The organism is Amycolatopsis sp. NPDC114478 (assembly GCF_055633805.1).
Genome location: NZ_JBVKDO010000025.1, coordinates 82820 through 105814 on the forward strand (window position 1 = coordinate 82820; position 22995 = coordinate 105814).

22 protein-coding genes and 1 pseudogene are annotated in these 22995 nt (G+C 72.7%); 15 read left to right on the forward strand and 8 right to left on the reverse strand.

The annotated features are described in order from the left end of the window. Positions 1–199: 199 nt before the first annotated feature. On the forward strand, positions 200–1591 hold the full coding sequence (locus ACZ7OH_RS43735; RefSeq protein ID WP_470286308.1) for a S28 family serine protease: 1392 nt from the start codon (positions 200–202) through the stop codon (positions 1589–1591). A gap of 62 nt (positions 1592–1653) precedes the next feature. Then, positions 1654–2040, forward strand: coding sequence for a VOC family protein (locus ACZ7OH_RS43740; RefSeq protein ID WP_470286309.1), 387 nt, complete (start codon positions 1654–1656; stop codon positions 2038–2040). On the opposite strand, the gene ACZ7OH_RS43745 is transcribed toward ACZ7OH_RS43740, so the two are convergent. From ACZ7OH_RS43745 to ACZ7OH_RS43760, 4 genes and pseudogenes are all read right to left on the reverse strand, one after another. Further along, positions 2037–2324: an MmcQ/YjbR family DNA-binding protein gene (locus ACZ7OH_RS43745; RefSeq protein ID WP_470286310.1), complete on the reverse strand. Its 288-nt coding sequence runs from the start codon at positions 2322–2324 to the stop codon at positions 2037–2039. The two genes, ACZ7OH_RS43740 and ACZ7OH_RS43745, sit on opposite strands and share 4 nt — an antisense overlap. A 322-nt stretch (positions 2325–2646) precedes the next feature. After that, a complete protein-coding gene (gene uvrB / locus ACZ7OH_RS43750; protein ID WP_470286311.1) occupies positions 2647–4803 on the reverse strand; it encodes an excinuclease ABC subunit UvrB in 2157 nt (718 codons plus the stop codon). Between the two features lie 46 nt (positions 4804–4849). Further along, complete coding sequence (locus tag ACZ7OH_RS43755) at positions 4850–5455, reverse strand: carboxymuconolactone decarboxylase family protein (protein ID WP_470286312.1); 606 nt, start codon at positions 5453–5455, stop codon at positions 4850–4852. A gap of 873 nt (positions 5456–6328) precedes the next feature. Next, a pseudogene (locus tag ACZ7OH_RS43760) lies at positions 6329–7189 on the reverse strand (DUF5685 family protein); the annotation flags it as partial. Positions 7190–7289: 100 nt separating this feature from the next. Here ACZ7OH_RS43760 and ACZ7OH_RS43765 point away from each other — a divergent pair. The 7 genes from ACZ7OH_RS43765 to ACZ7OH_RS43795 all read left to right on the forward strand — a co-directional run bounded on the left by ACZ7OH_RS43765 (position 7290) and on the right by ACZ7OH_RS43795 (position 14556). After that, complete coding sequence (locus ACZ7OH_RS43765) at positions 7290–7808, forward strand: ribonuclease FAU-1 family protein (RefSeq protein ID WP_470286313.1); 519 nt, start codon at positions 7290–7292, stop codon at positions 7806–7808. A gap of 116 nt (positions 7809–7924) precedes the next feature. After that, positions 7925–8830 carry an ABC transporter ATP-binding protein gene (locus tag ACZ7OH_RS43770; protein ID WP_470286314.1) on the forward strand — a complete coding sequence of 302 codons (906 nt, stop codon included), beginning with the start codon at positions 7925–7927 and terminating at the stop codon, positions 8828–8830. An 11-nt stretch (positions 8831–8841) separates the two neighbouring features. Further along, complete coding sequence (locus tag ACZ7OH_RS43775) at positions 8842–9585, forward strand: ABC transporter permease (RefSeq protein WP_470286315.1); 744 nt, start codon at positions 8842–8844, stop codon at positions 9583–9585. Continuing rightward, positions 9576–11072: an ArnT family glycosyltransferase gene (locus ACZ7OH_RS43780; protein WP_470286316.1), complete on the forward strand. Its 1497-nt coding sequence runs from the start codon at positions 9576–9578 to the stop codon at positions 11070–11072. The genes ACZ7OH_RS43775 and ACZ7OH_RS43780 overlap by 10 nt, the downstream gene beginning before the upstream one ends. Before the next feature lie 87 nt (positions 11073–11159). Next, a complete protein-coding gene (locus ACZ7OH_RS43785) occupies positions 11160–12668 on the forward strand; it encodes an ArnT family glycosyltransferase (RefSeq protein WP_470286317.1) in 1509 nt (502 codons plus the stop codon). Then, on the forward strand, positions 12665–13936 hold the full coding sequence (locus ACZ7OH_RS43790; protein ID WP_470286318.1) for a sensor histidine kinase: 1272 nt from the start codon (positions 12665–12667) through the stop codon (positions 13934–13936). The genes ACZ7OH_RS43785 and ACZ7OH_RS43790 overlap by 4 nt, the downstream gene beginning before the upstream one ends. After that, positions 13933–14556 (forward strand): response regulator, encoded by a 624-nt coding sequence (locus ACZ7OH_RS43795; RefSeq protein ID WP_400905647.1) that lies wholly within the window; start codon positions 13933–13935, stop codon positions 14554–14556. Before ACZ7OH_RS43790 ends, ACZ7OH_RS43795 begins: the two co-directional genes overlap by 4 nt. On the opposite strand, the gene coaE is transcribed toward ACZ7OH_RS43795, so the two are convergent. Further along, entirely contained in the window at positions 14553–15737 is a 1185-nt protein-coding gene (coaE, locus tag ACZ7OH_RS43800) for a dephospho-CoA kinase (RefSeq protein ID WP_470286319.1), read from the reverse strand. The two genes, ACZ7OH_RS43795 and coaE, sit on opposite strands and share 4 nt — an antisense overlap. Positions 15738–15879: 142 nt before the next feature. Here coaE and ACZ7OH_RS43805 point away from each other — a divergent pair, with 142 nt between their 5' ends. Further along, positions 15880–16104 carry a hypothetical protein gene (locus tag ACZ7OH_RS43805; RefSeq protein ID WP_470286320.1) on the forward strand — a complete coding sequence of 75 codons (225 nt, stop codon included), beginning with the start codon at positions 15880–15882 and terminating at the stop codon, positions 16102–16104. A gap of 137 nt (positions 16105–16241) precedes the next feature. Then, the gene (locus ACZ7OH_RS43810) at positions 16242–16490 is read left to right on the forward strand and encodes a hypothetical protein (protein ID WP_470286321.1); all 249 of its coding nucleotides are present in this window, start codon (positions 16242–16244) and stop codon (positions 16488–16490) included. A 12-nt stretch (positions 16491–16502) separates the two neighbouring features. On the opposite strand, the gene ACZ7OH_RS43815 is transcribed toward ACZ7OH_RS43810, so the two are convergent. Then, positions 16503–16949 (reverse strand): OsmC family protein, encoded by a 447-nt coding sequence (locus tag ACZ7OH_RS43815; RefSeq protein ID WP_470286322.1) that lies wholly within the window; start codon positions 16947–16949, stop codon positions 16503–16505. A gap of 4 nt (positions 16950–16953) precedes the next feature. Next, entirely contained in the window at positions 16954–17574 is a 621-nt protein-coding gene (locus tag ACZ7OH_RS43820) for an HD domain-containing protein (RefSeq protein ID WP_470286323.1), read from the reverse strand. A 181-nt stretch (positions 17575–17755) separates the two neighbouring features. Between ACZ7OH_RS43820 and ACZ7OH_RS43825 the strand changes: the two genes are divergently transcribed. Further along, on the forward strand, positions 17756–18370 hold the full coding sequence (locus ACZ7OH_RS43825) for a TetR/AcrR family transcriptional regulator (RefSeq protein ID WP_470286340.1): 615 nt from the start codon (positions 17756–17758) through the stop codon (positions 18368–18370). A gap of 70 nt (positions 18371–18440) precedes the next feature. Here the strand turns inward: ACZ7OH_RS43825 and rpsA are convergent, their stop codons facing one another. Next, positions 18441–19940, reverse strand: coding sequence for a 30S ribosomal protein S1 (rpsA, locus tag ACZ7OH_RS43830; RefSeq protein ID WP_470286324.1), 1500 nt, complete (start codon positions 19938–19940; stop codon positions 18441–18443). A gap of 291 nt (positions 19941–20231) precedes the next feature. Between rpsA and ACZ7OH_RS43835 the strand changes: the two genes are divergently transcribed. Genes ACZ7OH_RS43835 through ACZ7OH_RS43845 form a run of 3 tightly spaced genes read left to right on the forward strand, consistent with a single transcriptional unit; the run spans position 20232 to position 22932 of the window. Continuing rightward, positions 20232–21083 (forward strand): class I SAM-dependent methyltransferase, encoded by an 852-nt coding sequence (locus ACZ7OH_RS43835; protein WP_470286325.1) that lies wholly within the window; start codon positions 20232–20234, stop codon positions 21081–21083. Next, on the forward strand, positions 21080–21991 hold the full coding sequence (locus ACZ7OH_RS43840) for a GNAT family N-acetyltransferase (protein WP_470286326.1): 912 nt from the start codon (positions 21080–21082) through the stop codon (positions 21989–21991). Before ACZ7OH_RS43835 ends, ACZ7OH_RS43840 begins: the two co-directional genes overlap by 4 nt. 20 nt (positions 21992–22011) lie before the next feature. After that, a complete protein-coding gene (locus ACZ7OH_RS43845) occupies positions 22012–22932 on the forward strand; it encodes a GNAT family N-acetyltransferase (protein WP_470286341.1) in 921 nt (306 codons plus the stop codon). The last annotated feature ends 63 nt before the right edge of the window (positions 22933–22995 follow it).

A 22995-nucleotide genomic window follows, 5' to 3' on the forward strand; every position in this document is an offset into this window, starting at 1 on the left:
GTGCCTACGGCTTCGGACCGTAACGTGGCGCTGATCACCCGGACAACTCGCACGATGCCCGCGGCTGCGCACGGATGAGGACGCGCGCGCCACCCGCCGAAAGTCGGAACCTGACCGATTCTGCGCCCGGACAGCCGATTGCCGACCGCGCCCGGTTCTGTGAGGGTCCCACGTGGGATCGAGCCGGGGAGGGTGCTCCATGCGCAGACTGTTCACCGCCGTGGCGGCCGTGCTGATGGCGGTGGGCCTGGCGCCCGCCGCGAGCGCGGCGACCGACATCGAGACCGCGCTGGCGCGGATCCCGGGGCTGACGGTCGTCAAGGAGGACCCGGCACCGGCCGGCTACCGGTTCTTCGAGCTGACCTTCACCCAGCCCGCCGACCACCGCCACCCCGGCGCGGGCACGTTCCAGCAGCGGTTCACCTTGCTGCACCGCGACTTCGCCGCGCCGACGGTCGCCTTCACCAGCGGCTACAACGTCAGCACCGCGCCGAACCGGTCGGAGCCGACGCAGATCGTCGACGGCAACCAGCTGTCGATGGAGTACCGGTACTTCACGCCGTCGCGGCCCCAGCCGGAGAACTGGGCGCAGCAGCTGACGATCTGGCAGGCCGCCGCGGACGAGCACCGCGCGGTGCAGGCGTTCAAGGCGATCTACCCGGGCAAGTGGCTGGCCACCGGCGGCAGCAAGGGCGGCATGACCGCGACGTACTTCCGGCGCTTCTTCCCCGACGACGTCGACGCGACGATCCCCTACGTCGCGCCGAACGACGTGATCGACCCGGTCGACGTCTACAACCGGTTCCTTTCCCGCGTCGGCAACGACCCGGGGTGCCGTGCCGCCCTGAAGGCGATCCAGCGGGACGCGCTGAAGCGGCGTGCCGAGCTGGGCGTGATCGCCGCGGCGGACGCGGCTCGCCGGGGGTTGACGTTCTCGATCGTCGGCTCGGCCGACAAGTCCCTCGAGATCTCGGTGATCGACTCGTACTTCGCGTTCTGGCAGTACCAGAAGCAGGCGGACTGCGCGACGGTGCCGGCGCCGGGCGCGCCCGCGGCCGACGTCTACGCCTGGTACGAGAAGGTCGAGAGCCTCAACACGTACTCCGACCAGGACCTGGCGCCGTTCATCCCGTACTACTACCAGGCGGCGGTCCAGCTGGGCTCGCCCGAGGCGTACGACGACTACTTGCGCGACCTGCTGCGCTATCCGGGCGCGGACCAGCCGAAGACGTTCGTGCCGGCGTCGATCCGCCTGCCGCGCTTCGACTACCTGGCGATGCCGGACATCGACTTCTGGGTGAAGTCCCGCGGCACGCGGCTGCTGTTCGTGTACGGCTCGAACGACCCGTGGGGTGCCGAGCCGTTCGAGCTGGGCTTCGGCAGCCGCGATTCGTACCGCTACTACGTACCGGGCGGCAACCACGGGTCGAAGATCGCCCAGCTGCCCCCGGCCGACGCGGCCGCGGCGACGGCGACGGTCCGGCGCTGGGCGGGCCTGGCCGCAGTCTCTGCGCTGACGGCTCGAAGCGCCCCGGCCGGGTTCCCGGACTTCGACGCGGACCTCACCCTTTCGGCGCGGCCACCGCTGTGAGTTTCCCCGGGCCGGGCGTAGTCTCACGGCACCTGTTGCCGGCCCGGCCCGAGGAGGCGCACATGCCTCGTCCCGTCCACTTCGAGATCCACGCGAGCGAACCCGAACGCGCGGTGGCGTTCTACACGGCGGTGTTCGGCTGGAAGTTCGAGCGCTGGGGCGAGGCGCCCTACTGGGTGATTTCCACGGGCGAGGGAGGCGGCATCGACGGCGGGCTGGTGCCCCGCGTCGGCCCACCGCCTGAGGATTCGGCCCCGGTCCACGGGTACGTGAACACGATCGCGGTGACCGACCTCGACGCGTCACTGGCGGCGGTGAGCGAGGCGGGCGGATCGCTGGCGCTGCCGAAGAACCCGGTGCCGGGCGTGGGGTGGCTGGCGTACGCCAAGGACACCGAGGGCAACATCTTCGGCATGCTGCAGCCGGACTCCGAAGCCCCGGCACCCTAGGGTCGCTTGGCTTTCGGCAGCCGGCGCACGAGCGCGACCCGGTTCCAGCCGGAGCGGCCGAGGTAGTCCATGACGGTGACGGACTCCGGGTAGCGCTCCCGGATCTCGGCGGCTTCCTCGCGGGTGGCGCCGCACTTGACGGCGACGCTGCCGGGTTCGTCCTGTCCGATGAAGGCGAAACCCTTGCCGCCGACCTTGGCGACGGGGACGTGGTCGCCGAACGGGTAGGTCTCCTCGGCCCCGGGCTTCCCGAGGCAGTAGGCGACGACGGCTTCGACGTTCACGGCTTCAGATTCCCCCTCGCGGTCGCTTATCCCGGGTAGCGCGCCGAGGCAGGACCACCGGGACGAGGACCGGAGCCTGCCCCGCCCGTCGACCCTGGCCTGGCTCGCCTTTCCGCCGAATCCCCGGCCGGCGCGAGCTCTCAGGGGCTCGCTCGCCCCCGGACCTCCACGCCTCGGTTTCCCTACCCAGACTCGGCCCTGCCCGGCTCGCCCGACGGCCCAGCTCGCCCGGCACCGGCCCCGTTCCGCCCTACCGGCTCGCCCGGCACAAGGCCCGTCCCGCGCTGCCCGGCTCGTCCGGCCCCGGACCATGCCGAGCCGCCTACTTGATGCCCGCCGCGTCCATGCCCCTCAGCTCCTTCTTCAAGTCCGAGATCTCGTCGCGCAACCGCGCGGCCAGTTCGAACTGCAGGTCGCGGGCCGCCTGCATCATCTGGTCCGTCATCTGCTGGATCAGGTCCGCCAGCTGGGCTCGCGGCATCGCCGAGACGTTCTTGTCCACCAGCATTCCCGAGCTGCGCACCCGGTCGCCCTGCTCGGGCTTTTTGCCGCGCGAGGAGTTGCGGCCCGAGCCGCCCACCGAGACCTGCTCGGTGTCCTCCGCCTCGCTGTACACCCGGTCGAGGATGTCCGCGATCTTCTTCCGCAGCGGCTGCGGGTCGACTCCGCGTTCCTTGTTGTAGGCGACCTGCTTCTCGCGGCGGCGGTCCGTCTCGTCGATCGCGTGCCGCATCGAGTCGGTGATCTTGTCCGCGTACATGTGGACCTCGCCCGAGACGTTTCGCGCCGCACGGCCGATCGTCTGGATCAGCGACGTCCCGCTGCGGAGGAAGCCCTCCTTGTCCGCGTCGAGGATCGCCACCAGCGACACCTCCGGCAGGTCGAGGCCCTCGCGCAGCAGGTTGATGCCGACCAGGACGTCGAAGTCGCCCGCCCGCAGCTGCCGCAGCAGCTCGACCCGGCGCAGCGTGTCGACCTCCGAGTGCAGGTAGCGCACCCGGATGCCCAGCTCCAGCAGGTAGTCGGTGAGGTCCTCGGACATTTTCTTCGTCAGCGTGGTGACCAGGACCCGCTCGTCCTTGGCCGCCCGCTCCCGGATCTCGTGCACCAGGTCGTCGATCTGGCCCTCGGTCGGCTTCACGACGACCTTCGGGTCGACCAGGCCGGTCGGCCGGATGACCTGCTCGACGAACTCGCCCGCCGCCTGGCCCATCTCGTAGGGCCCCGGCGTCGCCGACAGGTACACCGTCTGCCCGATCCGGTCGGAGAACTCCTCCCAGGTCAGCGGCCGGTTGTCCACCGCGCTCGGCAGCCGGAAGCCGTACTCCACCAGGTTCCGCTTCCGGGACATGTCACCCTCGTACATGCCGCCGATCTGCGGGACCGTCTGGTGCGACTCGTCGATCACCAGCAGGAAGTCGTCCGGGAAGTAGTCGATCAGCGTCGCCGGCGCGGTGCCCGGCCCGCGGCCGTCGATGTGGCGCGAGTAGTTCTCGATGCCGGAGCAGAACCCGACCTGCCGCATCATCTCGATGTCGTAGGCCGTGCGCATCCGCAGCCGCTGCGCCTCCAGCAGCTTGCCCTGCTTCTCCAGCTCCGCGAGCCGCGCCTCGAGCTCCTCCTCGATGCCCTTGATCGCTTTTTCCATCCGCTCCGGGCCCGCGACGTAGTGCGTCGCCGGGAAGATCCGGACCTCGTCGACCTCCTTGACGATGTCCCCGGTCAGCGGGTGGAGGTAGTACAGCTTCTCGACCTCGTCGCCGAAGAACTCGACGCGGATCGCCAGCTCCTCGTACGCCGGGATGATTTCGACCGTGTCGCCCCGCGCGCGGAACGTGCCACGCGCGAACGCGATGTCGTTGCGCGTGTACTGCACGTCCACCAGCGCGCGCAGGAAGACGTCCCGGTCGAGCTGCATGCCGACCTTCAGCTTCGACGACCGGTCGAGGTACGACTGCGGCGTGCCCAGGCCGTAGATGCAGGACACACTCGCGACCACGATGACGTCCCGCCGCGACAGCAGGTTCATCGTCGCCGAGTGCCGCAGCCGCTCGACGTCGTCGTTGATCGACGAGTCCTTCTCGATGTAGGTGTCCGTCTGCGCGATGTACGCCTCGGGCTGGTAGTAGTCGTAGTAGCTGACGAAGTACTCGACCGCGTTGTTCGGGAACAGCTCGCGCAGCTCGTTGGCCAGCTGCGCGGCGAGGGTCTTGTTCGGCGCCATCACCAGCGTCGGCCGCTGGACGCGCTCGATCAGCCACGCCGTGGTCGCCGACTTGCCGGTACCGGTGGCGCCCAGCAGCACGACGTCCTTCTCGCCCGCCTTGATCCGGCGTTCGAGCTCGTCGATGGCCGCCGGCTGGTCACCGGCGGGCTGGTAGTCACTGACCACCTCGAAGCGGCCGCCGGTCCGCGGGATCTCCGAGACGGGCCGGAAGTCGGACTGGGCGAGCACGGGGTGTTCGGTTGCGAAAGCCACGTCGACCAGAGTACGACGCACCACCGACAATTTCCGTCGGCCCTGGTCAGCGGGGTCGGAACACCGTCACGGACGTGACTGCGGCGCCGCTCACCGAGCAGTGCAGGACGGCGCCGGGCACCGGGTCGTCCCCGAAGCACGAGACCAGCACCCGGTCGGGTCCGGTCGCCTGGACCTCGGTGCGCGGAAACTCGGCGAGCACCGCCGCGACGTCCGCCGCGGGCTCCGCAAGGTAGGCCAGCACCACCTCGCGCGGGGCCGGCGGCGGCGGGATCGGGAGGCCGTGCCCCTCGAAGAGGCGGTTCAGCTGGTCGGCCGCCGAAACCGCGCGCGGGAAGCCGGCGAACGCGGCCGTCTGGACGACGACTTCGCAGACCTCGGCCGGCGACAGCCCCGAAGCGAGGCCGGTGCGGAGGTGGACGCTCAGCGGCGGCCCCACCATCCCGGCCGCGACGATCGCGGCCAGCGTCGCGGCTTCGCGGGTCCGGCTGTCGAGCGCGGGACGTTCGTGCAGGTGGCCGTAGACGGTGCCGACCGCCAGCTCACCCAAGGCGGGCACGGTGGCGAACAGGGCGTCGAGCCGCTTCGCGCCGTCTTCGACGAGTTCGGCGAAGTTCTCGCGGCCCCGGTCGTGCAGGTCTTCCATCGTCATTCCCGCTCCCCCTCAGCAGTTGCAGTCGCAACAGGAGCAGCAGTCGCAACACCCGTCACAACCGCCACAGTCGCAGCCGCCGCAGTCACAGCCACTGCAGGTCTGCGGTTTCCCGCTCCACGGCCCAGGATAGGGATCGCGGCAGCAGAACTGGCACGTGCAGCACATGTACGGCGTGAGCGCGCAGCCGAGGAAGAAGTTGCGCTTCTTCGGCGGGACGGCGAACTTCGGGTACCAGAGACCGCCGCCCTTGCCGTCGAGCGGCTCCGGGCCGGGGGAATCGCCGGGGCCTCCCGGGCCGCCGGGTCCGCCCGGGCCACCCGGACCTCCTGGGCCACCAGGTCCACCGGGACCGCCCGGCCCGCCGGGACCACCAGGTCCACGGCCACCCGGCCCACCCGGGCCGCGGCCGTCGGGGCCACCCGGACCGGGAGCGCCGGGCGGGGGTACCGGGCCGGGCGGCGGAAAGCCTTGCGGCCGCTGCGAACCCCAGCCCGGCGGGACTTGCTGCGGAGCCGGGCCGGGCCCGATCCACCCCGGCGGCGGCTGCTGGTGCGGATGCTGCTGCGGGGTCGGCCCGGGCCCGATCCACCCTGGCGGCGGCTGCTGCCCGGCAAGACCGCCCGGCAACCGGTCGCCCGGGGCGAGCATCGAGCCGGCCTCGAACTCCAGCCCGCTCGCGGTCGCCGGACCGCCGCCGGGGGTCGAGCCATGGCCGCGCGCCGAGTCATTGCCGCGCGCCGGGCCGTGCCCGAAATCGGCGCCACCGTGCGCCGAGTCGAGGCCGTGCGCTGGGCCGTGACCGGAATCCGCGCCACCGTGCGCCGAGTCGTTGCCGCGCGCCGGGCCGTGACCGAAGCCCTCGCCGTGGCCGTGCGCCGAACCGTGGCCGAACGCCCGGCGCACCGCCTGACGCAGCTCGTGCACCAGCAACGCGTGCACCAGTCCCGGCTTCGCGAACTCGGCCTCCCGCAACGCCAGTTCGACCCCGAGCACCGCGTCGTCGCACAGCCGCCGGGCCTCGGCCCACGACGTCCCCGTCACCCGCAACGGGTTCCACGCCCCCGCCGACGCATCCTCCGCGTAGTCCTCGACGGCGTCCAGCAAGTGCGCCACCCGCCCGAACAACCGGCCCGCCTCGGCCAGCGGGGCCACGTTGCCCGGCCGTCCCGCCAGCTCCGCCGTCCGCGCGAACGCCGCCGACGTCGCCAGTTCCGCGGGCTCCGTCGCGAGCAACGCCGAGTCCCCCAGCCCGACCGAACGCTCCAGCGACCCCTGCCGCGCAACGGCCTCCGTCAGCACCGAAGTGTCGAACCCGACCCGGCCACCGGTGCTGCTCCCCTGCGACGCCCACCGGGCCGCGACGCGGCGCGCGGCGAGCGCCACCGAGCGCCGGCCGAACGCGCCGTCGCCGTCCTCTACGTGGTCGCCGACCTTCGCCGCCGCCAGCACCAAGGACACCGCCGCCGCCAGCTGGGCTCCCTCGCCTCGCGCCACCGACGCCGGCCGCATGCCCCGCAGCGGGCACGGGCCCGCGTCGCGGCGCAGGTCGCCGCGCGGGGTCTGCGCCTCGACCAGCACCGAGATGATCAGCCCGTCGTAGTTCGTGACGACGCGGGCGAACTGCCCGTGCTCGTCACGCAGCGTCAGGCACAGCCCGCACAGGTGCGCCAGCCAATCCGCGTGCAACCCTTCGGACAGCCGGTGCCGGCACGGTCTGATGATCCCGAACATCCCCGGTTCCCCTCACTCACAGTCGGCGCACCTTAGCCCGAACGTGTGGCGCGCGTGGCGAGTCTGCGTGATTCGTGACCCGCCGGGCAGGATGAGCGCCATGGCCGCACTGCACCCCCCGAAGGTCGAGGTCTTCGACCCCGCCGCGCGCGCGAACATCGACCCGAAGGGCATCCTGCGGGAGGTCGAGGAGTACCGCGAGGAACCCTTCGGCCTGTACCTGGCCCGCCCGGCGCCGGGCCGCGCCCAGTTCCACTACCTCGAGTCGTGGCTGGTGCCCCGCCTCGGCCTGCGGTTCACCGACTTCTGGTTCTCCCCCGGCCACGAACGCGACCAGGACTTCTACCTCGACGTCGTCCGCGTCCGCCGCGACGGCCCGCGCTGGGTCGCCACCGACCTCTACGTCGACATCGTGCTCAAGGACAAGCTCTCGCTGCAGGTGATCGACACCGACGAGCTCCTCGACGCCCACGCCGCCGGCCTCGTCACCGCCGAAGACGCGCAGTACGCCCTGGAATCCACCTACGCGGCGGTCGAAGGGCTGGCCGCGCACGGCTACGACCTCGCTGCCTGGCTGTCCACGAAGGACATCGCCCTCACCTGGCGGCGCCACCCCTAGGGGCCGCCATCCGCCGATCGGTGGATGCGGGTTCGAACCGTCCTGACGATCCGCCCGGGAACCCTCGCGCGCGATTCTCGATCCGTCGGAAACGGATCGAGAAGGGGGACGGCGGCATGCCGGTCATCGAGGTCGAACACCTCCGGAAGCGCTACGGGGACAAAGTCGCGGTCGACGACGTCTCGTTCACCGTCGAACGCGGCGAGATCTTCGGGATCCTGGGCCCGAACGGCGCGGGCAAGACCACGACCGTCGAATGCCTGGAGGGCCTCCGCACGCCCGACGGCGGCGAGCTCTCCGTGCTGGGCCTCGACCCGCGCCGCGACCGGGCCGAGCTGCGCCAGCGCGTCGGCGTCCAGCTCCAGGAGGGCCGGCTGCAGGACAAGCTGCGGGTCGGCGAGCTGCTCGACCTCTACGCCGCCTTCTACCGGACGCCGGCGGATCCGGACGAGCTGCTCGCCACGCTCGGCCTGACCGAGCACCGGAACACCGCGTACAAGAAGCTTTCCGGCGGGCAGCAGCAGCGGCTGTCCATCGCGCTCGCGCTGATCGGGCGCCCCGAGGTCGCGGTGCTCGACGAGCTCACCACCGGCCTCGACCCGCAGGCCCGCCGCGACACGTGGGACCTCATCGAGGCCGTGCGCGACCAGGGCGTGACGATCCTGCTGGTCACGCACTTCATGGCGGAAGCGGAACGGCTCTGCGACCGGATCGCGGTGATCGACGCCGGCCGCGTCGTCGCGCTCGACTCGCCCGCCGGGCTGGTCGCGCGGGTCACCGACGAGCAGGTCGTGCGGTTCCGGGCGTCGGCGCCCCTGGACCCCGGCGTGCTCGAAGCCCTGCCCGAGGTCCGCGCGGTCGAGCGCCGCGGCGACCGCGTCGTCGTCCGCGGCGACGGGAACGTGCTCCACGCGGTGACGTCGTTGTTCGCCCGGCTCGGCGTGCTCGCCGCCGACCTGCGCGTCGAACAGGCCGGCCTCGACGACGCCTTCGTCGCGCTGACCGGCCACCGGCCGGGCTGAAGGGGGAAACCATGACCGTCCTGACCAAGCTGACCGCCGCCGAGGCCAAGGTCTTCCTGCGCGACCCGGGCGCGCCGGCCGTCGTCGTCGGCATCCCGCTCGCGCTGCTGCTCGTGTTCGGGCTGATGCCCGGCGCGAACGAGCCGGACCCGAAGTACGGCGGGCACAGCGCGCTGGCCACGGTGATCGCGCCGATGGCCGTCACGATCCTGCTGGCCATGCTGGCCCTGACGCTGTTCCCGAACGCGCTGGCCACCTACCGCGAAAAGGGCCTCCTGAAACGGCTTTCCGCGAGCCCGGTGCCGCCGAGCCGGCTACTCGCCGCGCAGCTGCTGGTGAACCTGGCGGCCGCGGTCGTCGTGGTCCTGCTGATCGCGGGGGTCGGCGGGATCGCCCTCGGCATCCCCTTGCCGGGCAACCCCGGCGGCTTCCTGCTCTCGATCGTGTTAGGCGCGCTCGCGCTGTTCTCCGTCGGCCTGCTGGTGGCGGCGCTCGCGCCGACCGGGCGCGCGGCCAGCGGCATCGGCAGTGCCCTGCTGTTCCCGATGCTGGCCCTCGGCGGGGTCTGGGTGCCGAAGGAGAAGCTGCCGGTCTTCCTGCAGCACGTCGCCGACGTCCTGCCGCTCGGCGCGACGCTCAACGCCCTGCGCGCGACCTGGGCCGGCGACGCCCCCGAGCTGCTGCAGCTCGGCGCGATGGCGGTCTTCGCCGTCGTCGGCACGACGATCGCGGCGCGGGTGTTCCGATGGGAGTGACGACCGCGCCCGCCCCGGCCGTCGTCCGGCCGCTCGCCGTGAAGCCGGTGGCGGTCGTGACGGCGCTGATGGCGGTCCCGTTGCTGCTGACGGCGAACCGCTACGGCTACTTCGGCGACGAGCTGTACTTCCTCGCCGCCGGGCGCCACCTCGCGTGGGGATATGTCGACCAGCCCCCGCTGCTTCCCCTGCTGGCCCACGCGATGGACGCGCTCGGGCACTCGCCGTTCGTGCTGCGGATCCCGGCGATGCTGGCGGTGCTCGCCGGGGTCGCGCTCACCGCGCTGATCGCCCGGGAGCTGGGCGGCGGCGCCAAAGCCCAGACCCTCGCCGCCGCCACCTACGCCGTGTCGACGGAGTTCCTGGCGGGCGGGCACTACCTGGCGACGTCCACAGTGGACCCGTTCCTGTGGACGCTGGTGCTGTGGCTGCTGGTCTGCTGGTTGCGCACCCGCGCCGACGTCCTGCTCGTCTGGACGGGGGTGGTGACGGCGATCGCGTTGTACGCGAAGTTCCTCATCGGCGGCTTCTGGCTCGCCGCCGCGATCGCGATCCTCGCCTGCGGGCCCCGTGAGCTGCTGCGCCGGCCCGCGTTGTGGCTCGGCGCGGCGATCGCCGTGGCGGCACTGGTGCCGACGCTGCTCTGGCAGGCCGCGCACGGCTGGCCGCAGCTGGGCATGGGCGCGGCGATCTCGGCGGAGGTCGGCGGGACCTGGGGCGGCCGGCTGACGTTCCTGCCGACGGCGCTGCTCGTCGCCGGGCTCCCGGTCGGCGCGGTCCTGCTGGGCCACGGCCTGTGGCGGCTCCTGCGCAGCCGCGAACTCCGCTTCCTCGGCTGGACGACCGTGCTGCTGACCGTCGTGTTCCTGCTGGTGAACGGGCGGTTCTACTACGTCGCCGGGATGTACCCGGTGTGCTGGGCGGTGGCCGCCGTCGCGCTCGAACGCCGGGAACCGGCGCGCTGGTGGCGGTGGGTCGCGACCTGGCCGTGCTACGCGCTGGCCGCGGTGCTCGTCCTGCCCAACGCGCTGCCGGTCTGGCCCCGGGTGTGGCTGACCGAACACCCGTCGCTGCCGGCCCCGCTGTTCGCCTTCGCCGAGATCGGCTGGCCGGAAGGGACGCGCTCGGTGGCCGGCGCGTTCGCCCGGCTGCCCGCGCGGGACCGGACCGCGGTGGTGACCGAGACGTACTGGGAAGCGAGTGCGCTCGATCGCTACGGCCGCGGCCTGGGCCTGCCCGAGCCGGCCAGCGGCAACCGCGGCTACGCGACCCTGGTCGTCCCGCCGGAAAGCACGACCGACGTCCTGTACGTCGGCGCAGATCCGCGGCCGCTGCTCGGGCACTTCGCCGACCTGCGGCCGGTCGGGAAGGTGGACACGGGGGCGGCCAAGCCGAGCTACTTCGACGGCGTGCCGCTGTGGCTGGCGACCGGCCGCGTCGAACCGTGGTCCGCGCTGTGGCCGAAGCTGGTGAACACGCACACGTGAGCCCGGCGTCACCATCCGCGCGGTGGCCGGGAGGGCCCCCACGTAGGGTGCGGGAAGGACCGGCGCCGACCACGGACAAGGAGCACGATGGACGCCGTAGCCACGGCCCCCGACCAGGCGAAAGCCGATCTCGCCCCCTTCGCCCGGCTCCCGGTCGCGCTACTGGCCCTGGGCACGGCCACCGCGCTGCTGCTGACCGCGGGCCGCTACGGCTACTTCGGCGACGAGCTGTACTTCCTCGCCGCCGGGAAGCACCTGGCCTGGGGCTACGCCGACCAGCCGCCGCTCGTTCCCTTCCTCGCGTGGGCGATGAACTCCCTGGCGCCCGGCTCGCTCGTCGTCTTCCGGCTGCCCGCGATCGCGGCGACCGCGGCCGGGGTGGTCGTCACCGCGCTGATCGCGCGCGAGCTGGGCGGGCGGCGCAAGGCGCAGGCGCGTGCCGCGGCGGCGTACGCGATCTGCGGGCAGTTCGTCGGCAGCGGCCACTACCTGGCGACGTCGACGATCGACCCGCTGCTGTGGACGCTCGTGCTGTGGCTGCTCGTCCGCTGGGTCCGCACTCGCGACGACAAGCTGCTCGCGTGGCTCGGCGTCGTGACGGCGGTGGCGCTCAACGACAAGCTGCTCATCGGCGCGTTCTGGGTGGTGGCCGGCATCGCGGTGCTCGTCTTCGGCCCGCGGGAGCTGCTGCGGCGGCCGAAACTCTGGCTGGGCGCGCTGATCGCCGCCGGCTCGCTGGTGCCGACGCTGCTGTGGCAGCGCGCGAACGGCTGGCCGCAGCTCGGCATGGGTGACGCGGTCGGCGCCGAGGTCGACACGGCGGGCGGCCGCGGGAGCTTCGTCCCGCAGCTGCTCGCCGGGGCCGGCTGGGTGATCGGCGCGCTCGGCGTCCTCTACGGCGTCGCCGTGCTGCTCGGGAGCAAGCGGTTGCGGCCGTACCGGTTCCTCGGCTGGACGGCGCTGGGCGTCGTCGCGGTCTTCCTCGTCGCCAACGGTCGGTACTACTACGCGGCCGGGATGTTCGGCGTGCTGTGGGCCGCGGCCGCCGTGCACGTCGAGGGTCTCGAACCGGCCCGCTGGTGGCGGTGGGTGCCGACGTGGCCGGTGTTCGTGCTGTCGGCGCTGTTCAGCCTGCCGTTCACGCTGCCGGTCTGGCCGGCGCACTGGCTGGTCGACCACCCCGCCGCGCCGCGGCCCGCGTACGCGGTCGAAGAGATCGGCTGGCCGGACCTCGCGGACGACGTCGCCGAGCTGTACCGCGGCGCGCCGCCGGGCACGGCCGTCGTGACCGGCGGCTACTGGCAGGCGGGCGCGCTCGGCCGGTACGGGCCCGAGCGCGGGCTGCCCGAGGCGTACAGCCCGAGCCGCGGCTTCTGGTATTTCGGCCGTCCGGCCGACAACGCCGGCACCGTGCTCTTCGTCGGCTACGACCCGTCGAAACTCGCGAAGTACTTCGGGGACGCGCGCATCGTCGGCCAGGTCGGCAACCGGCTCGGCGTCCGCAACGCGAGCGAGCACATGCCCGTCTGGCAGCTCACCGGCCGGACCGCGAGCTGGGCCGAGATCTGGCCCCGGCTCAAGGACATGAGAGCGTGAGCCTCGACGTCGACTGGGCCCGGCCGATGTGGCCGCCGGAGTCCGCACGGACCCCGGACGGCTGGCAGCCGTGGCTGTTCCGGGTCGAACGGATCCTGCCCGGCGTGCTGCTCGCCGTCGCGACCGTGGTCACCCTCGGCGCCGGCGGGCACGACGCCCGCTGGTGGGCGATCACCGGCGCCTGGGTCGCCGCGGCCGGGCTCTGGGTGCTCGGCACGGTGGTCCTCGCGCCGCCGCGGCTGCGCGAACAGCCGGCCTTCGCCCTGCTCACGTTCCTCGGCGTCATCGGGCTGGGCAGCGTGCTCGAGGTCAGGGACATCACGTTCCTCATCTTCATGATCTTCGCGTTCCTGGCCGCCATGCGGCTGCGGCCCACGTGGCTCGCCTTCGCCGCGCTGGCGGTGACGTCGCTGCTGATCAACACCCTCGGCAACGGCGGCCCCGTGCACGCCCTGCGGGAACGGCCGGCCATCTGGATCACGATCATCGTCGTGCAGACCGCGGCCATCGGGGGCGGCGGCCTGCTCTCGACGGCCATCGCCCGGCAGAACGAGGAACGCCGGCGCATGCTCGACGACCTCGCCGCGGCGCACGCGGAAAACGAAGGCCTGCAACAACAACTGCTCAGCCAGGCCCGCGAAGCCGGGATCCTCGACGAGCGGCAGCGGCTGGCGCTGGAGATACACGACACCCTGGCGCAGGGCTTCACCGGCATCATCACCCAGCTCGAAGCCGCCGCGCTGGCCAAGGACGACCCCGCGGAGTGGCAGCGGCACCTGGACTCCGCGAACGCGCTCGCGCGCGAGAACCTCACCGCCGCCCGGCGTTCGGTGCGCGCGCTGCACCCGGAAGCTCTCGACGCCGCGACGCTGCCCGAGGCACTCGCCGGCGTCGCGGCCCGCTGGAGCGAGCGGACCGGCGTGCCCGCCGTGGTCACCGCCACCGGCGACCCGCGGCGGCTGCACCCCGAGATCGAGTCGACGATCCTGCGGGTCACCCAGGAAGCGCTGTCCAATGTGGACAAACACGCCGCGGCGGGCCGCGTCGGCCTCACGCTGTCCTACATGGACGACGAAGTGACGCTCGACGTCCGCGACGACGGCGCCGGGTTCACCCCCGGACCCGGCCCCGGTTTCGGGCTGCCCGGGATGCGGCGCCGCGTCGAGCGGCTCGCCGGTACGCTGCACGTCGAGTCCGAACCCGGCGGCGGCACCGCGATTTCGGCCGTCCTGCCCGCCGTCCCGTCCCCGCCGGAGGCCGCCCCATGACGATCACCGTGCTCATCGCGGACGACCACCCGGTCGTCCGCGACGGCCTGCGCGGCATCTTCACCGGCCGCGGCTTCGAGGTCGTCGGCGAGGCCGCGAACGGTGCCGAAGCCGTCGCGATGGCCGAGCGGCTGCGCCCCGACGTCGTGCTGATGGACCTGCGGATGCCGGGCACCGACGGCGTCGCGGCCATCACCGAGCTGGCCCGGCTGGGCAACCCGGCGCGGGTCCTGGTGCTCACGACCTACGACACGGACTCCGACGTCCTGCCCGCGGTCGAGGCGGGCGCGACGGGCTACCTGCTCAAGGACGCGCCGCGCGAGGACTTGTTCCGCGCGGTCGAGGCCGCCGCGCGCGGCGAGGCGGTGCTCTCCCCCGCCGTCGCGAGCCGGCTGCTGGGGCGGATGCGCGAGCCGGCGCGGGAACCGCTGTCCCAGCGCGAGCTCGAGGTGCTCACGCTGGTCGCCCGCGGCTCGACGAACAAGGAAGCGGCGAAGAAGCTGTTCATCAGCGAGGCGACGGTCAAGACGCACCTGATCCACGTCTACGCGAAGCTCGGCGTGAACGACCGCGCGGCCGCGGTGGCGGTCGCCTTCGAACGCGGGCTGCTCGGTTCCTAGGGCGTCCAGCCGGTCGTCGCGGCCCACTTCTCCGCACGGGCGAACACGCCGTTGACGAACTCCTGCTTCTCGTCGGCGTAGGCGGCGATAGTGCCGTCCTCGGCGTGCGCGTCGGCCAGCCGCAGCTTGACGTCGCGGTAGTCGTCGCGCTCGCCCGCGTTCGCCCGCAGGTAGTCGCGGAAGAGCAGCGCGAGCCGCCACGCGGGCGTCTCCTCGGACCGGACGTGCAGGTTCACCGCCCGCTTCGGGTCGGCGCCGACGTGCAGGCGCTTGGGCCACGTCCCGGCGCCGTCCTGGGCGTCGTCGGCCCAGTCGCCTTCCAGCCGCGGGAACCCCGCGTCGGACAACAGTTCCGCCAGCGTGTCCGCGTCGTCCAAAGTGGACACCGTGAGCTGCAGGTCGAGGACGTCCTTGGCGGGCAGGCCGGGCACGGCGGTCGAGCCGATGTGGTCGGCGCGGCGCGCGAGCTCCCCCGCGACGGCGCGGACCCGGGCGAGCACCCGCTCGGCCTGCGCGGGCCAGGTGAGGTCGTACTCGGCGATCTTCGGGGAGACCGGCGGGCGCGGCTTGCGCAGCCGGAGGTTCGCCTCGAACGGCACGAGCCGGTCGGCCCACAGCGCGTCGACGTCGAGGAGCACGGCGTCTTCGGGACCGCCGTTGTCCAGCCAGACGTCGGCCACAGCGCGGCGCTGCTCGTCGCTCGCCTGCGCCCGGATCCGCGCCCGAGCGTCGTCCTCGGCCATTCCGCGTGCCGTCACCAGGCGCCGGACCCGGACCTCGACCGGCGCGTCGACGACCACGACCAGGTGGTAAGCCGTCGCGAGGCCGTTTTCGACGAGGAGCGGGATGTCGTGGACGATGACGGCGTCCGGCGCGGCGGCGGCCATCAGCTCCCCGGTGCGGGCGCCGACCAGCGGGTGCACGATCGCGTTCAGCCGGCGGCGCGAGTCGTCGTCGGCGAAGGCCTTGGCGGCGAGGGCCGGCCGGTCGAGCGAGCCGTCCGCGGCCAGGATCTCCGCACCGAACTCCTCGACGAGCCGGGTGAGCCCCTCGGTACCGGGCGCGACCACCTCGCGGGCGATCCGATCCGAGTCGATCAGCACGGCGCCGTGCTCGGCGAGCCGGTTCGCCACGGTCGACTTGCCTGCCCCGATTCCACCCGTCAACCCCACACGCAGCATGCCGATCACCCTAGCCGGGCCGTTCGGACGGACGGTCCGTGCGCCCATTCGTGTGACAGCGTCGGCGGACCCGTAACACGGGTAATCGATTTCCGATGGCGGTGTCAGCGGGTCGCCAGGCCCGCCGCATGGAGGGGGAGCCATGAGGATGAGGATCGGCGGGCCGGCGGCCGTCGTGCTGTGCGCGGGCGGCCTCGCGGTCGCGGTGCCGGACGTGGTGACGGCGGCACCCGCGCCGTGCGTGTCCGGGGTGTACCGGGTGCAGGCGTGGTTCCGCTACACGCCGTCCGCGCCGGTGTACACGCTGGAGCGGACGTGGATGCCGTTCGAGACGGTGACCTGCGGCGGCGCACCCGAGCCCGGCTGAGACACACGGACGGGTGAGCCGCAAGGCGAACGTGACGCGTGACTCAACCGATATCCGGACACGCCGCGTTGCTTACCCACGTCCACCGGTGTGCTTGCGTACCGTGCGCGCGACAGGGTCGCCCACACGGAGGAACGATGGCGGACAGCAAGCACGTCGGGAGGCACCGGCTCGGCACGCCGGGGCTGGTCCACTGCGTTCTTCACCGCTCCGTGGCCGAAGCGCTGGCGGACTACCGCCGGACCTGGCTGAGCGCGCTGCTGGTCCCGGCGAAGCACAGCTTCGCGGGCCTGCGCCGCAAGGCCCGCGCGGCGGCGCTCGAACGCATCTGGGTCCCGGCCGTCGTCACGCGGGCCCCGGTCGCGGTCACCGCGCGCGCCGCCTGACACAGCCTCGGCTCAGCCGCCGGCCTCGCGGGTCTCGATCGCGATCTCCGCCGACAGCGTCCGGTGCACCGGGCACTTGTCCGCGATCAGCATCAGCTTCGCGCGCTGGTCGTCGTCCAGGTCGCCCTCGAGCGAGATCTCGCGCGTGATCCGGCTCAGCATGCCGCGCTCGGTCTCGCACTTCGCGCAGTCCTCGGCGTGGATGCGGTCGTGGCGCAGCCGGATCGTCGCGCGGGTCAGCGGGATGCCCTTGCGGTCGGCGTACATCCGCAGCGTCATCGCCGTGCACGAACCCAGCGACGCCAGGAGCAGCTCGTACGGGTTCGGTCCGGCGTCCGCTCCCCCGACCGCGACCGGCTCGTCGACCAGCAGCTCGTGCGTCGCCGTCGTCACCTGCTGCGTGTACGTGCCGTCGCCGCTCGCGGTGACGACCACCGTGCCGGGCTCGGGGTGCTCCATGCGGTCAGTCCTCCCAGGGTGAGTCCAAGATCGTGGTCACGAAGTCCGTGCGCTCGAAGCCTGGCACGAACCGGGCCAGGACGTCGGCTTTGACGTTCCCGAACGCCGTGTCGGGCCGGTCACGGATGCCCTCGGTGAACGCCGCAAGGATGCGCCGCTTGAAGTCCGGCCGCGGGTGCGCGGCCACGACCGCGGCCCGGGCGCCGGCGGGGAGGTCGTGGTAGCCGATGCCCAGGACGTCGTACTCGACGCCCGCCGTCACCAGCGCGACCTCGGGTTCCATGTGCTCGGGGATGCCCGGGGTGGTGTGCAGCGCGATGGCCGTCCAGGCGACGCGGGCGCGTTCGGCGTCGACGTCGCGGTCGAGCAGGAACCGCCGGGCCTCGTCCGCGCCGTCGAGCTCGAAGCGCCGGTCGGTGCGGTGGCCGGCGACCAGCCCGAGGTCGTGGAACAGCGCCGCGACGTAGAGCAGTTCGGCGTCGAAGACGAGGCCGCGCCGGCGGCCTTGGAGGGCGCCGAACTGGAAGACGCGGGCGGAATGGTCGTACAGGAGCGGGCCGGCGGTGTCGCGGACGTACTCGGTGGCTTCGCGAGCGAGGGCGGTGTCGGGGACTTCGATCGTCATGACGCCGACGATGCCCGCACGCGCGGTGCTCGGACATGCGTCCAACGGACAGGAATCCTGCACATCCGGACATTCAGCGCATTCCCAAGACGCGCCGGATATCGTATCTTCTGCTGCGGGTGGGTCACCCGGACGTCGTCGTGCGCGAAGGGGGTGCGCCGTGGCCACCAGGCACCTGTCGATGCGCCCCGCCGAGCAGGGCAACCGCGAACGCTTCCTGGACGCGGCGCTGTCGGTGCTGTTCGACCGCGGTGTCTCGGCGCTGACCGTGCGCGGAGTGGCCGAGGCCGCCGGCGCGTCGACGCTCTCGGTGTACGCCCGCTTCGGCGGCCGCGCGGGCCTGCTCGACGCGCTGTACGAGCGCACGTTCGACTCGCTGCGGGAACTGCTGGAAGGCCTGCCGCCGTCGAGCCCCGACGGCGTCGCGGACCTGCTGCACCTCGCACTCGAGTACCGGCTGTTCGCCCGCGAAAGCCCGGTCCGCTACGCGCTGATGTTCGAGCGCCCGGTGCCGGGGTTCGACCCGGACCCGGCGTTGCGGTCGGCGGTGCTGCGGACGACGTTCACGTTGTTCATCGCCCGGGTCGAGCGGGTGTGCCCGCCCGGAACGGACGCGCGCGCCGCGGCCTACCAGCTGTGGACGGCGATGCACGGCCTGGTCGGGGCGGAGCTGATGCTGGCGTCGCGGACGCCGCTGCCGGACTGGTTCATCCCGCCGACCGACGAGGCGAACGAAGAGATGTACCGGCGCGGGGTGGTAGCGATGATGGCCGGCTTGGACCTGCGCAACCGCTGATCCCCGGACACGAGCGAACCCCCGGTCCGAAGTGGACCGGGGGTTCGCCGTCAGCTCAGAGCGCTACTGCTCACGCACCGCCGGAGAGCTTCTCGCGGAGCGCCGCGAGCTGCTCGTCGGAGGCGAGGGTGCCGCCGCTGCTCTTCGTGTCGGTCGAGGTCGAGCCCGAGGTGTAGCTCTCCGAGCCACCCTCGACACCGGTCGCCGCGTCGGCCGCGGCCTCCGCGTCGGCCTCGACGGCCTTCACGACCTGCTTCATGTGGGCCTCGTAACGAGTGTGCGCCTCGGCGTACTGGCGCTCCCACTCCTCACGCTGCTTGTCGAAGCCTTCCTGCCACTCCTGGGTGTCCGGGTCGAAGCCTTCGGGGTAGATGTAGTTGCCCTCGGCGTCGTACTCGGCGGCCATGCCGTACTGGGTCGGGTCGAACTCGGTGTCCGGCGTGACACCCTCGTTCGCCTGCTTCAGCGACAGCGAGATGCGACGGCGCTCGAGGTCGATGTCGATGACCTTGACCATGACGTCGCCGTTGACCTGGACGACCTGCTCCGGGATCTCGACGTGGCGCTCGGCCAGCTCGGAGATGTGGACCAGACCCTCGATGCCCTCTTCGACGCGCACGAACGCACCGAACGGAACCAGCTTGGTGACCTTGCCCGGCACGATCTGGCCGATCGCGTGGGTGCGGGCGAACTGGCGCCACGGGTCTTCCTGCGTCGCCTTCAGCGACAGCGAGACGCGCTCGCGGTCCATGTCGACGTCCAGGACCTCGACCGTGACCTCCTGGCCGACCTCGACGACCTCGGACGGGTGGTCGATGTGCTTCCAGGACAGCTCGGAGACGTGCACCAGGCCGTCGACGCCACCCAGGTCCACGAAGGCACCGAAGTTGACGATGGACGACACGACGCCCTTGCGGACCTGGCCCTTGGCGAGCGCGTTGAGGAACTCGCTGCGCACCTCGGACTGGGTCTGCTCGAGGTAGGCGCGGCGGGACAGGACCACGTTGTTGCGGTTCTTGTCCAGCTCGATGATCTTCGCCTCGAGCTCGCGGCCGACGTACGGCTGCAGGTCGCGCACGCGGCGCATCTCGACCAGGGACGCGGGGAGGAAGCCGCGCAGGCCGATGTCCAGGATGAGGCCGCCCTTGACGACCTCGATGACGGTGCCCTTGACGGGCTCGTCCTTCTCCTTGAGCTCCTCGATCGTGCCCCAGGCGCGCTCGTACTGCGCGCGCTTCTTGGACAGGATCAGACGGCCTTCCTTGTCCTCCTTCTGGAGAACGAGGGCTTCGACCTCATCGCCGACGGTGACAACCTCAGCCGGGTCGACATCGTGCTTGATGGAGAGCTCACGCGAGGGGATGACACCCTCGGTCTTGTAGCCGATGTCGAGCAGGACCTCGTCGCGGTCGACCTTGACGATCGTGCCTTCGACGATGTCGCCATCGTTGAAGTACTTGATCGTCTTGTCGATCGCCGCGAGGAAGTCTTCCTCCGACCCGATGTCGTTGATGGCGACCTGCTGGGGCCCGGTGGGGGCGGTCGGGGCGGTGGCGGTGTCGGTGGTCATTAGGCGGGTTGCTCCGGTGGATGGGAATCGAGGGTTGGCAGTTGTCGGCGCGATGGGCTACTGCGACATGCGATGACCCTGCGAGCAAACGTCCACCAGTGAACGACCGCGGCATGACCCGCATAACGGTGCGCGACCCGAGCCCGACCAAGAAGCTGAGCGGAAGGCAGCGCGAACCCACTGCGCTAACACTTATCGTACGCGGCGGCCGCTAGGGGGCACAATCAGGGTCCCCCTCGATCGCTAAGGTCCTCGCGGAAGCAAACACGCACCGGACCGGAGACCACCATCATGCCACCGGAGGAGCCGCCCGCGCCGGGGCGCCACGACGCGGCCGAGCACCGGCTGGGCACCGCGGCCGTCGCCTATCGCAAGGTCGGGGGCGCCGAAGCCGCCGCCGCGAACCTCGCCTGGTGGGACGCCGACGCCGACGACTACCAGGCCGAGCACGGCGGGTTCCTCGGCGACGCCGACTTCGTCTGGTGCCCGGAGGGCGTGCGGGAGGCGGACGCGCGGCTGCTCGGCGACGTCCGCGGCAAGCGCGTGCTGGAGATCGGGTGCGGGCAGGCCGCCTGCGCGCGCTGGCTGACGGCGCAAGGCGCGCGGGCCGTCGCGACCGACCTCTCCGCAGGCATGCTGCGCCACGCCCGCGACGGCAACGCCCGCACCGGGCTCGACGTCCCGCTGGTGCAGGCCAACGCCGAGTACCTGCCGCTGGCGTCCGGCAGCTTCGACGCGGCCTGCTCGGCGTTCGGCGCGATCCCGTTCGTGGCCTCGGTGGACGCCGTCTTCGCCGAGGTGCACCGGGTGCTGCGGCCGGGCGCGCCGTGGGTGTTCTCGGTGACTCACCCGATGCGGTGGATCTTCCCGGACGACCCGGGCCCGCAGGGACTCACCGTCACCCAGCCGTACTTCGACCGCACGCCGTACGTCGAGGTCGACGACGAGGGCACCGCCACCTACGTCGAGTACCACCACACCCTCGGCGACTACGTGCGCGCGCTGGCCGCGGCCGGGTTCGCCCTGACCGACCTGGTCGAGCCCGAGTGGCCGGCGGGGCACACGCGGGTCTGGGGCCAGTGGAGCCCGCTGCGCGGCCGGCTCTTCCCGGGCACCGCGATCTTCCGCACGCGCCGCTCGTGAACCCCCTCGAAGCCGAGCAGAACGCGCGGTTCGCCGCGCTCGACCCGCTCCTCCCGCCGATCGCGGCCCCGCCCGCGGCGAGCGAGCCGCTGGTGGTGGCGACCGGCGGGCTCCGCGCGGGCGCGCTGCTGACGCACGTCGTGCACGCACCGGGGTCGTGGCCCGCGCTTTGGGGCCCCCTGGGGATCTGGGACCTGACCGCGGTGCCGGGCGACAGCGGCGCGGCGGGCCTGGCCGCGCTGCTCGGCGCGTGGCGCGACCGGCTGCGCGGGACGCGCCCGGAGCCGGACTCGGGCTGTTCGCTGGCCTGGCCGAGCCGCGACGCCGAGGCGTCCGCGGTCCTGCTGGCCCACGGCTTCGCGCCGATGACGCACCTGGCGGTGCGGAAACCCGGACCGCCCGAGGTGGCCGGACCCGCGCGGGTGAGCGTGCGCCGCGCCGGCGAGGGCGACGTCGACGCGCTCACCGACCTGCGGCTGGCGGAGTGGCGCTACACGTCGCTGGTCGGCACCGCGGAGCACCGGCCGGGCGCGCGGGCGCTGCTGCGCGCGGAGGTCGTCCGTTCGCTGCGCTTCAGCGGGCTGGTCTGGCTCGCCGAGGACGACGGCGTGCCGGTCGGCATGGCCGCGTGCGCGCTGGCTTCGCCCACGCCGGGCGACAGCATCCACGGGCGACTGCAGCCGGGGCACTGGGGGTACGTCGACACGCTGTCGGTCGCGCCCGCGGCGCGCGGCGGCGGCGTGGGCCGGGCGCTGATGGCGGTGGCCCATCGCGAGCTGCTGCGGCCGGACGCGCGCGGTACGTTCCTCTTCTACCACCCGGCGAACCCGCTCTCGCCGGTGTTCTGGCACCAGCAGGGCTATCGTCCACTGTGGACGATGTGGATCCGGCGACCCGCCTGGTCCTGACCGACGCACCAGGGGGCCCGATGGACATCGCCGAGCCGCTGCTCGCCGCCCACCGCGCGCGCTTCGCGGCGGTCGACGCGCTGCTGCCGCCCGCCGCGCCGCCGGCCGCGGGGTGGCGGCTGGACGCGGCGACCGCGGACGGCACCCGGGTCGCCGGCGTCCTCCAGCGGCACCGGCTGGGGCACGCCGACGTCCCGATGCTGTGGTCGGCGGCCGACACGTGGCAGCTGTTCCCGTACGTCGGCGACACCGGCACCGAAGGCGTGAGCCTGCTGCTGCGCCGGCTGCGGGACGTGGTGGCCGAGGAGGCGGTCGGCGACGACTCGTCGTGCGTCGTCGTCTGGCCCAGCCGCGACGCCGAGGCGATCCGCGCGTTCCTCGACCACGGCCTGGTGCCGCTGGGCGCGCTGGGCGTGCGGACCGCGCCGCCGCCCGAGGTCCCGCCTTCGGTGGCCGTCCGCCGGGCCGGGCCGGACGACTTCCCCACGGCGCTGGCGCTGGCGGCCGCGACGTTCGACTACACCGGCCTGGTCGCGGCGGCCCGCCGGGCGAACACGGCGGACCTGCTCGCTCCCGCGCTGCGGGACGCGTTGGCCGAGGACGAGCCGCCGGTGTGGCTGGTGGAAGCGGACGGGGAAATCCAGGCGCTGGCGCACTGCGCGTGGGTCGACGCGACCGACGGCAACGAGGCCGGCGAGCTGCTCGCGGCCGGGCGGTGGGGGTACGTGAACAACGTCGTGACCGCGCCGGGACGTCGGGGCGGCGGGCTCGGGCGGGCGTTGATGGCCCGGGTGCACCAGGAGCTGCACCGCGGCGGGGCGACCTGGAGCTACCTCTACTACAACCCGACGAACCCGCTGTCGTCGGTGTTCTGGCACCGGCAGGGCTATCGTCCACTGTGGACGACCTGGGAGGTGCGCCCGGCCTCGGCGCTCCGGTGAGAGCCGTTCGCGCGTCACCCACGGGTGTGACGTGCGTCCGGTGATCTTGCCGCCCGCCCCGGC

What these genes read in the sequence shown, in the direction of transcription:
- ACZ7OH_RS43835 (WP_470286325.1), top strand. Translation starts at nt 20,232, where the DNA reads ATGCCACCGGAGGAGCCGCCCGCGCCGGGGCGCCACGACGCGGCCGAG.
- ACZ7OH_RS43735 (WP_470286308.1), top strand. Translation starts at nt 200, where the DNA reads ATGCGCAGACTGTTCACCGCCGTGGCGGCCGTGCTGATGGCGGTGGGC.
- ACZ7OH_RS43775 (WP_470286315.1), top strand. Translation starts at nt 8,842, where the DNA reads ATGACCGTCCTGACCAAGCTGACCGCCGCCGAGGCCAAGGTCTTCCTG.
- rpsA (WP_470286324.1), bottom strand. Translation starts at nt 19,940, where the DNA reads ATGACCACCGACACCGCCACCGCCCCGACCGCCCCCACCGGGCCCCAG.
- ACZ7OH_RS43825 (WP_470286340.1), top strand. Translation starts at nt 17,756, where the DNA reads ATGCGCCCCGCCGAGCAGGGCAACCGCGAACGCTTCCTGGACGCGGCG.
- ACZ7OH_RS43795 (WP_400905647.1), top strand. Translation starts at nt 13,933, where the DNA reads ATGACGATCACCGTGCTCATCGCGGACGACCACCCGGTCGTCCGCGAC.
- ACZ7OH_RS43845 (WP_470286341.1), top strand. Translation starts at nt 22,012, where the DNA reads ATGGACATCGCCGAGCCGCTGCTCGCCGCCCACCGCGCGCGCTTCGCG.
- ACZ7OH_RS43740 (WP_470286309.1), top strand. Translation starts at nt 1,654, where the DNA reads ATGCCTCGTCCCGTCCACTTCGAGATCCACGCGAGCGAACCCGAACGC.
- ACZ7OH_RS43785 (WP_470286317.1), top strand. Translation starts at nt 11,160, where the DNA reads ATGGACGCCGTAGCCACGGCCCCCGACCAGGCGAAAGCCGATCTCGCC.
- ACZ7OH_RS43755 (WP_470286312.1), bottom strand. Translation starts at nt 5,455, where the DNA reads ATGACGATGGAAGACCTGCACGACCGGGGCCGCGAGAACTTCGCCGAA.
- ACZ7OH_RS43770 (WP_470286314.1), top strand. Translation starts at nt 7,925, where the DNA reads ATGCCGGTCATCGAGGTCGAACACCTCCGGAAGCGCTACGGGGACAAA.
- ACZ7OH_RS43820 (WP_470286323.1), bottom strand. Translation starts at nt 17,574, where the DNA reads ATGACGATCGAAGTCCCCGACACCGCCCTCGCTCGCGAAGCCACCGAG.
- ACZ7OH_RS43780 (WP_470286316.1), top strand. Translation starts at nt 9,576, where the DNA reads ATGGGAGTGACGACCGCGCCCGCCCCGGCCGTCGTCCGGCCGCTCGCC.
- coaE (WP_470286319.1), bottom strand. Translation starts at nt 15,737, where the DNA reads ATGCTGCGTGTGGGGTTGACGGGTGGAATCGGGGCAGGCAAGTCGACC.
- ACZ7OH_RS43765 (WP_470286313.1), top strand. Translation starts at nt 7,290, where the DNA reads ATGGCCGCACTGCACCCCCCGAAGGTCGAGGTCTTCGACCCCGCCGCG.
- ACZ7OH_RS43810 (WP_470286321.1), top strand. Translation starts at nt 16,242, where the DNA reads ATGGCGGACAGCAAGCACGTCGGGAGGCACCGGCTCGGCACGCCGGGG.
- ACZ7OH_RS43805 (WP_470286320.1), top strand. Translation starts at nt 15,880, where the DNA reads ATGAGGATGAGGATCGGCGGGCCGGCGGCCGTCGTGCTGTGCGCGGGC.
- ACZ7OH_RS43815 (WP_470286322.1), bottom strand. Translation starts at nt 16,949, where the DNA reads ATGGAGCACCCCGAGCCCGGCACGGTGGTCGTCACCGCGAGCGGCGAC.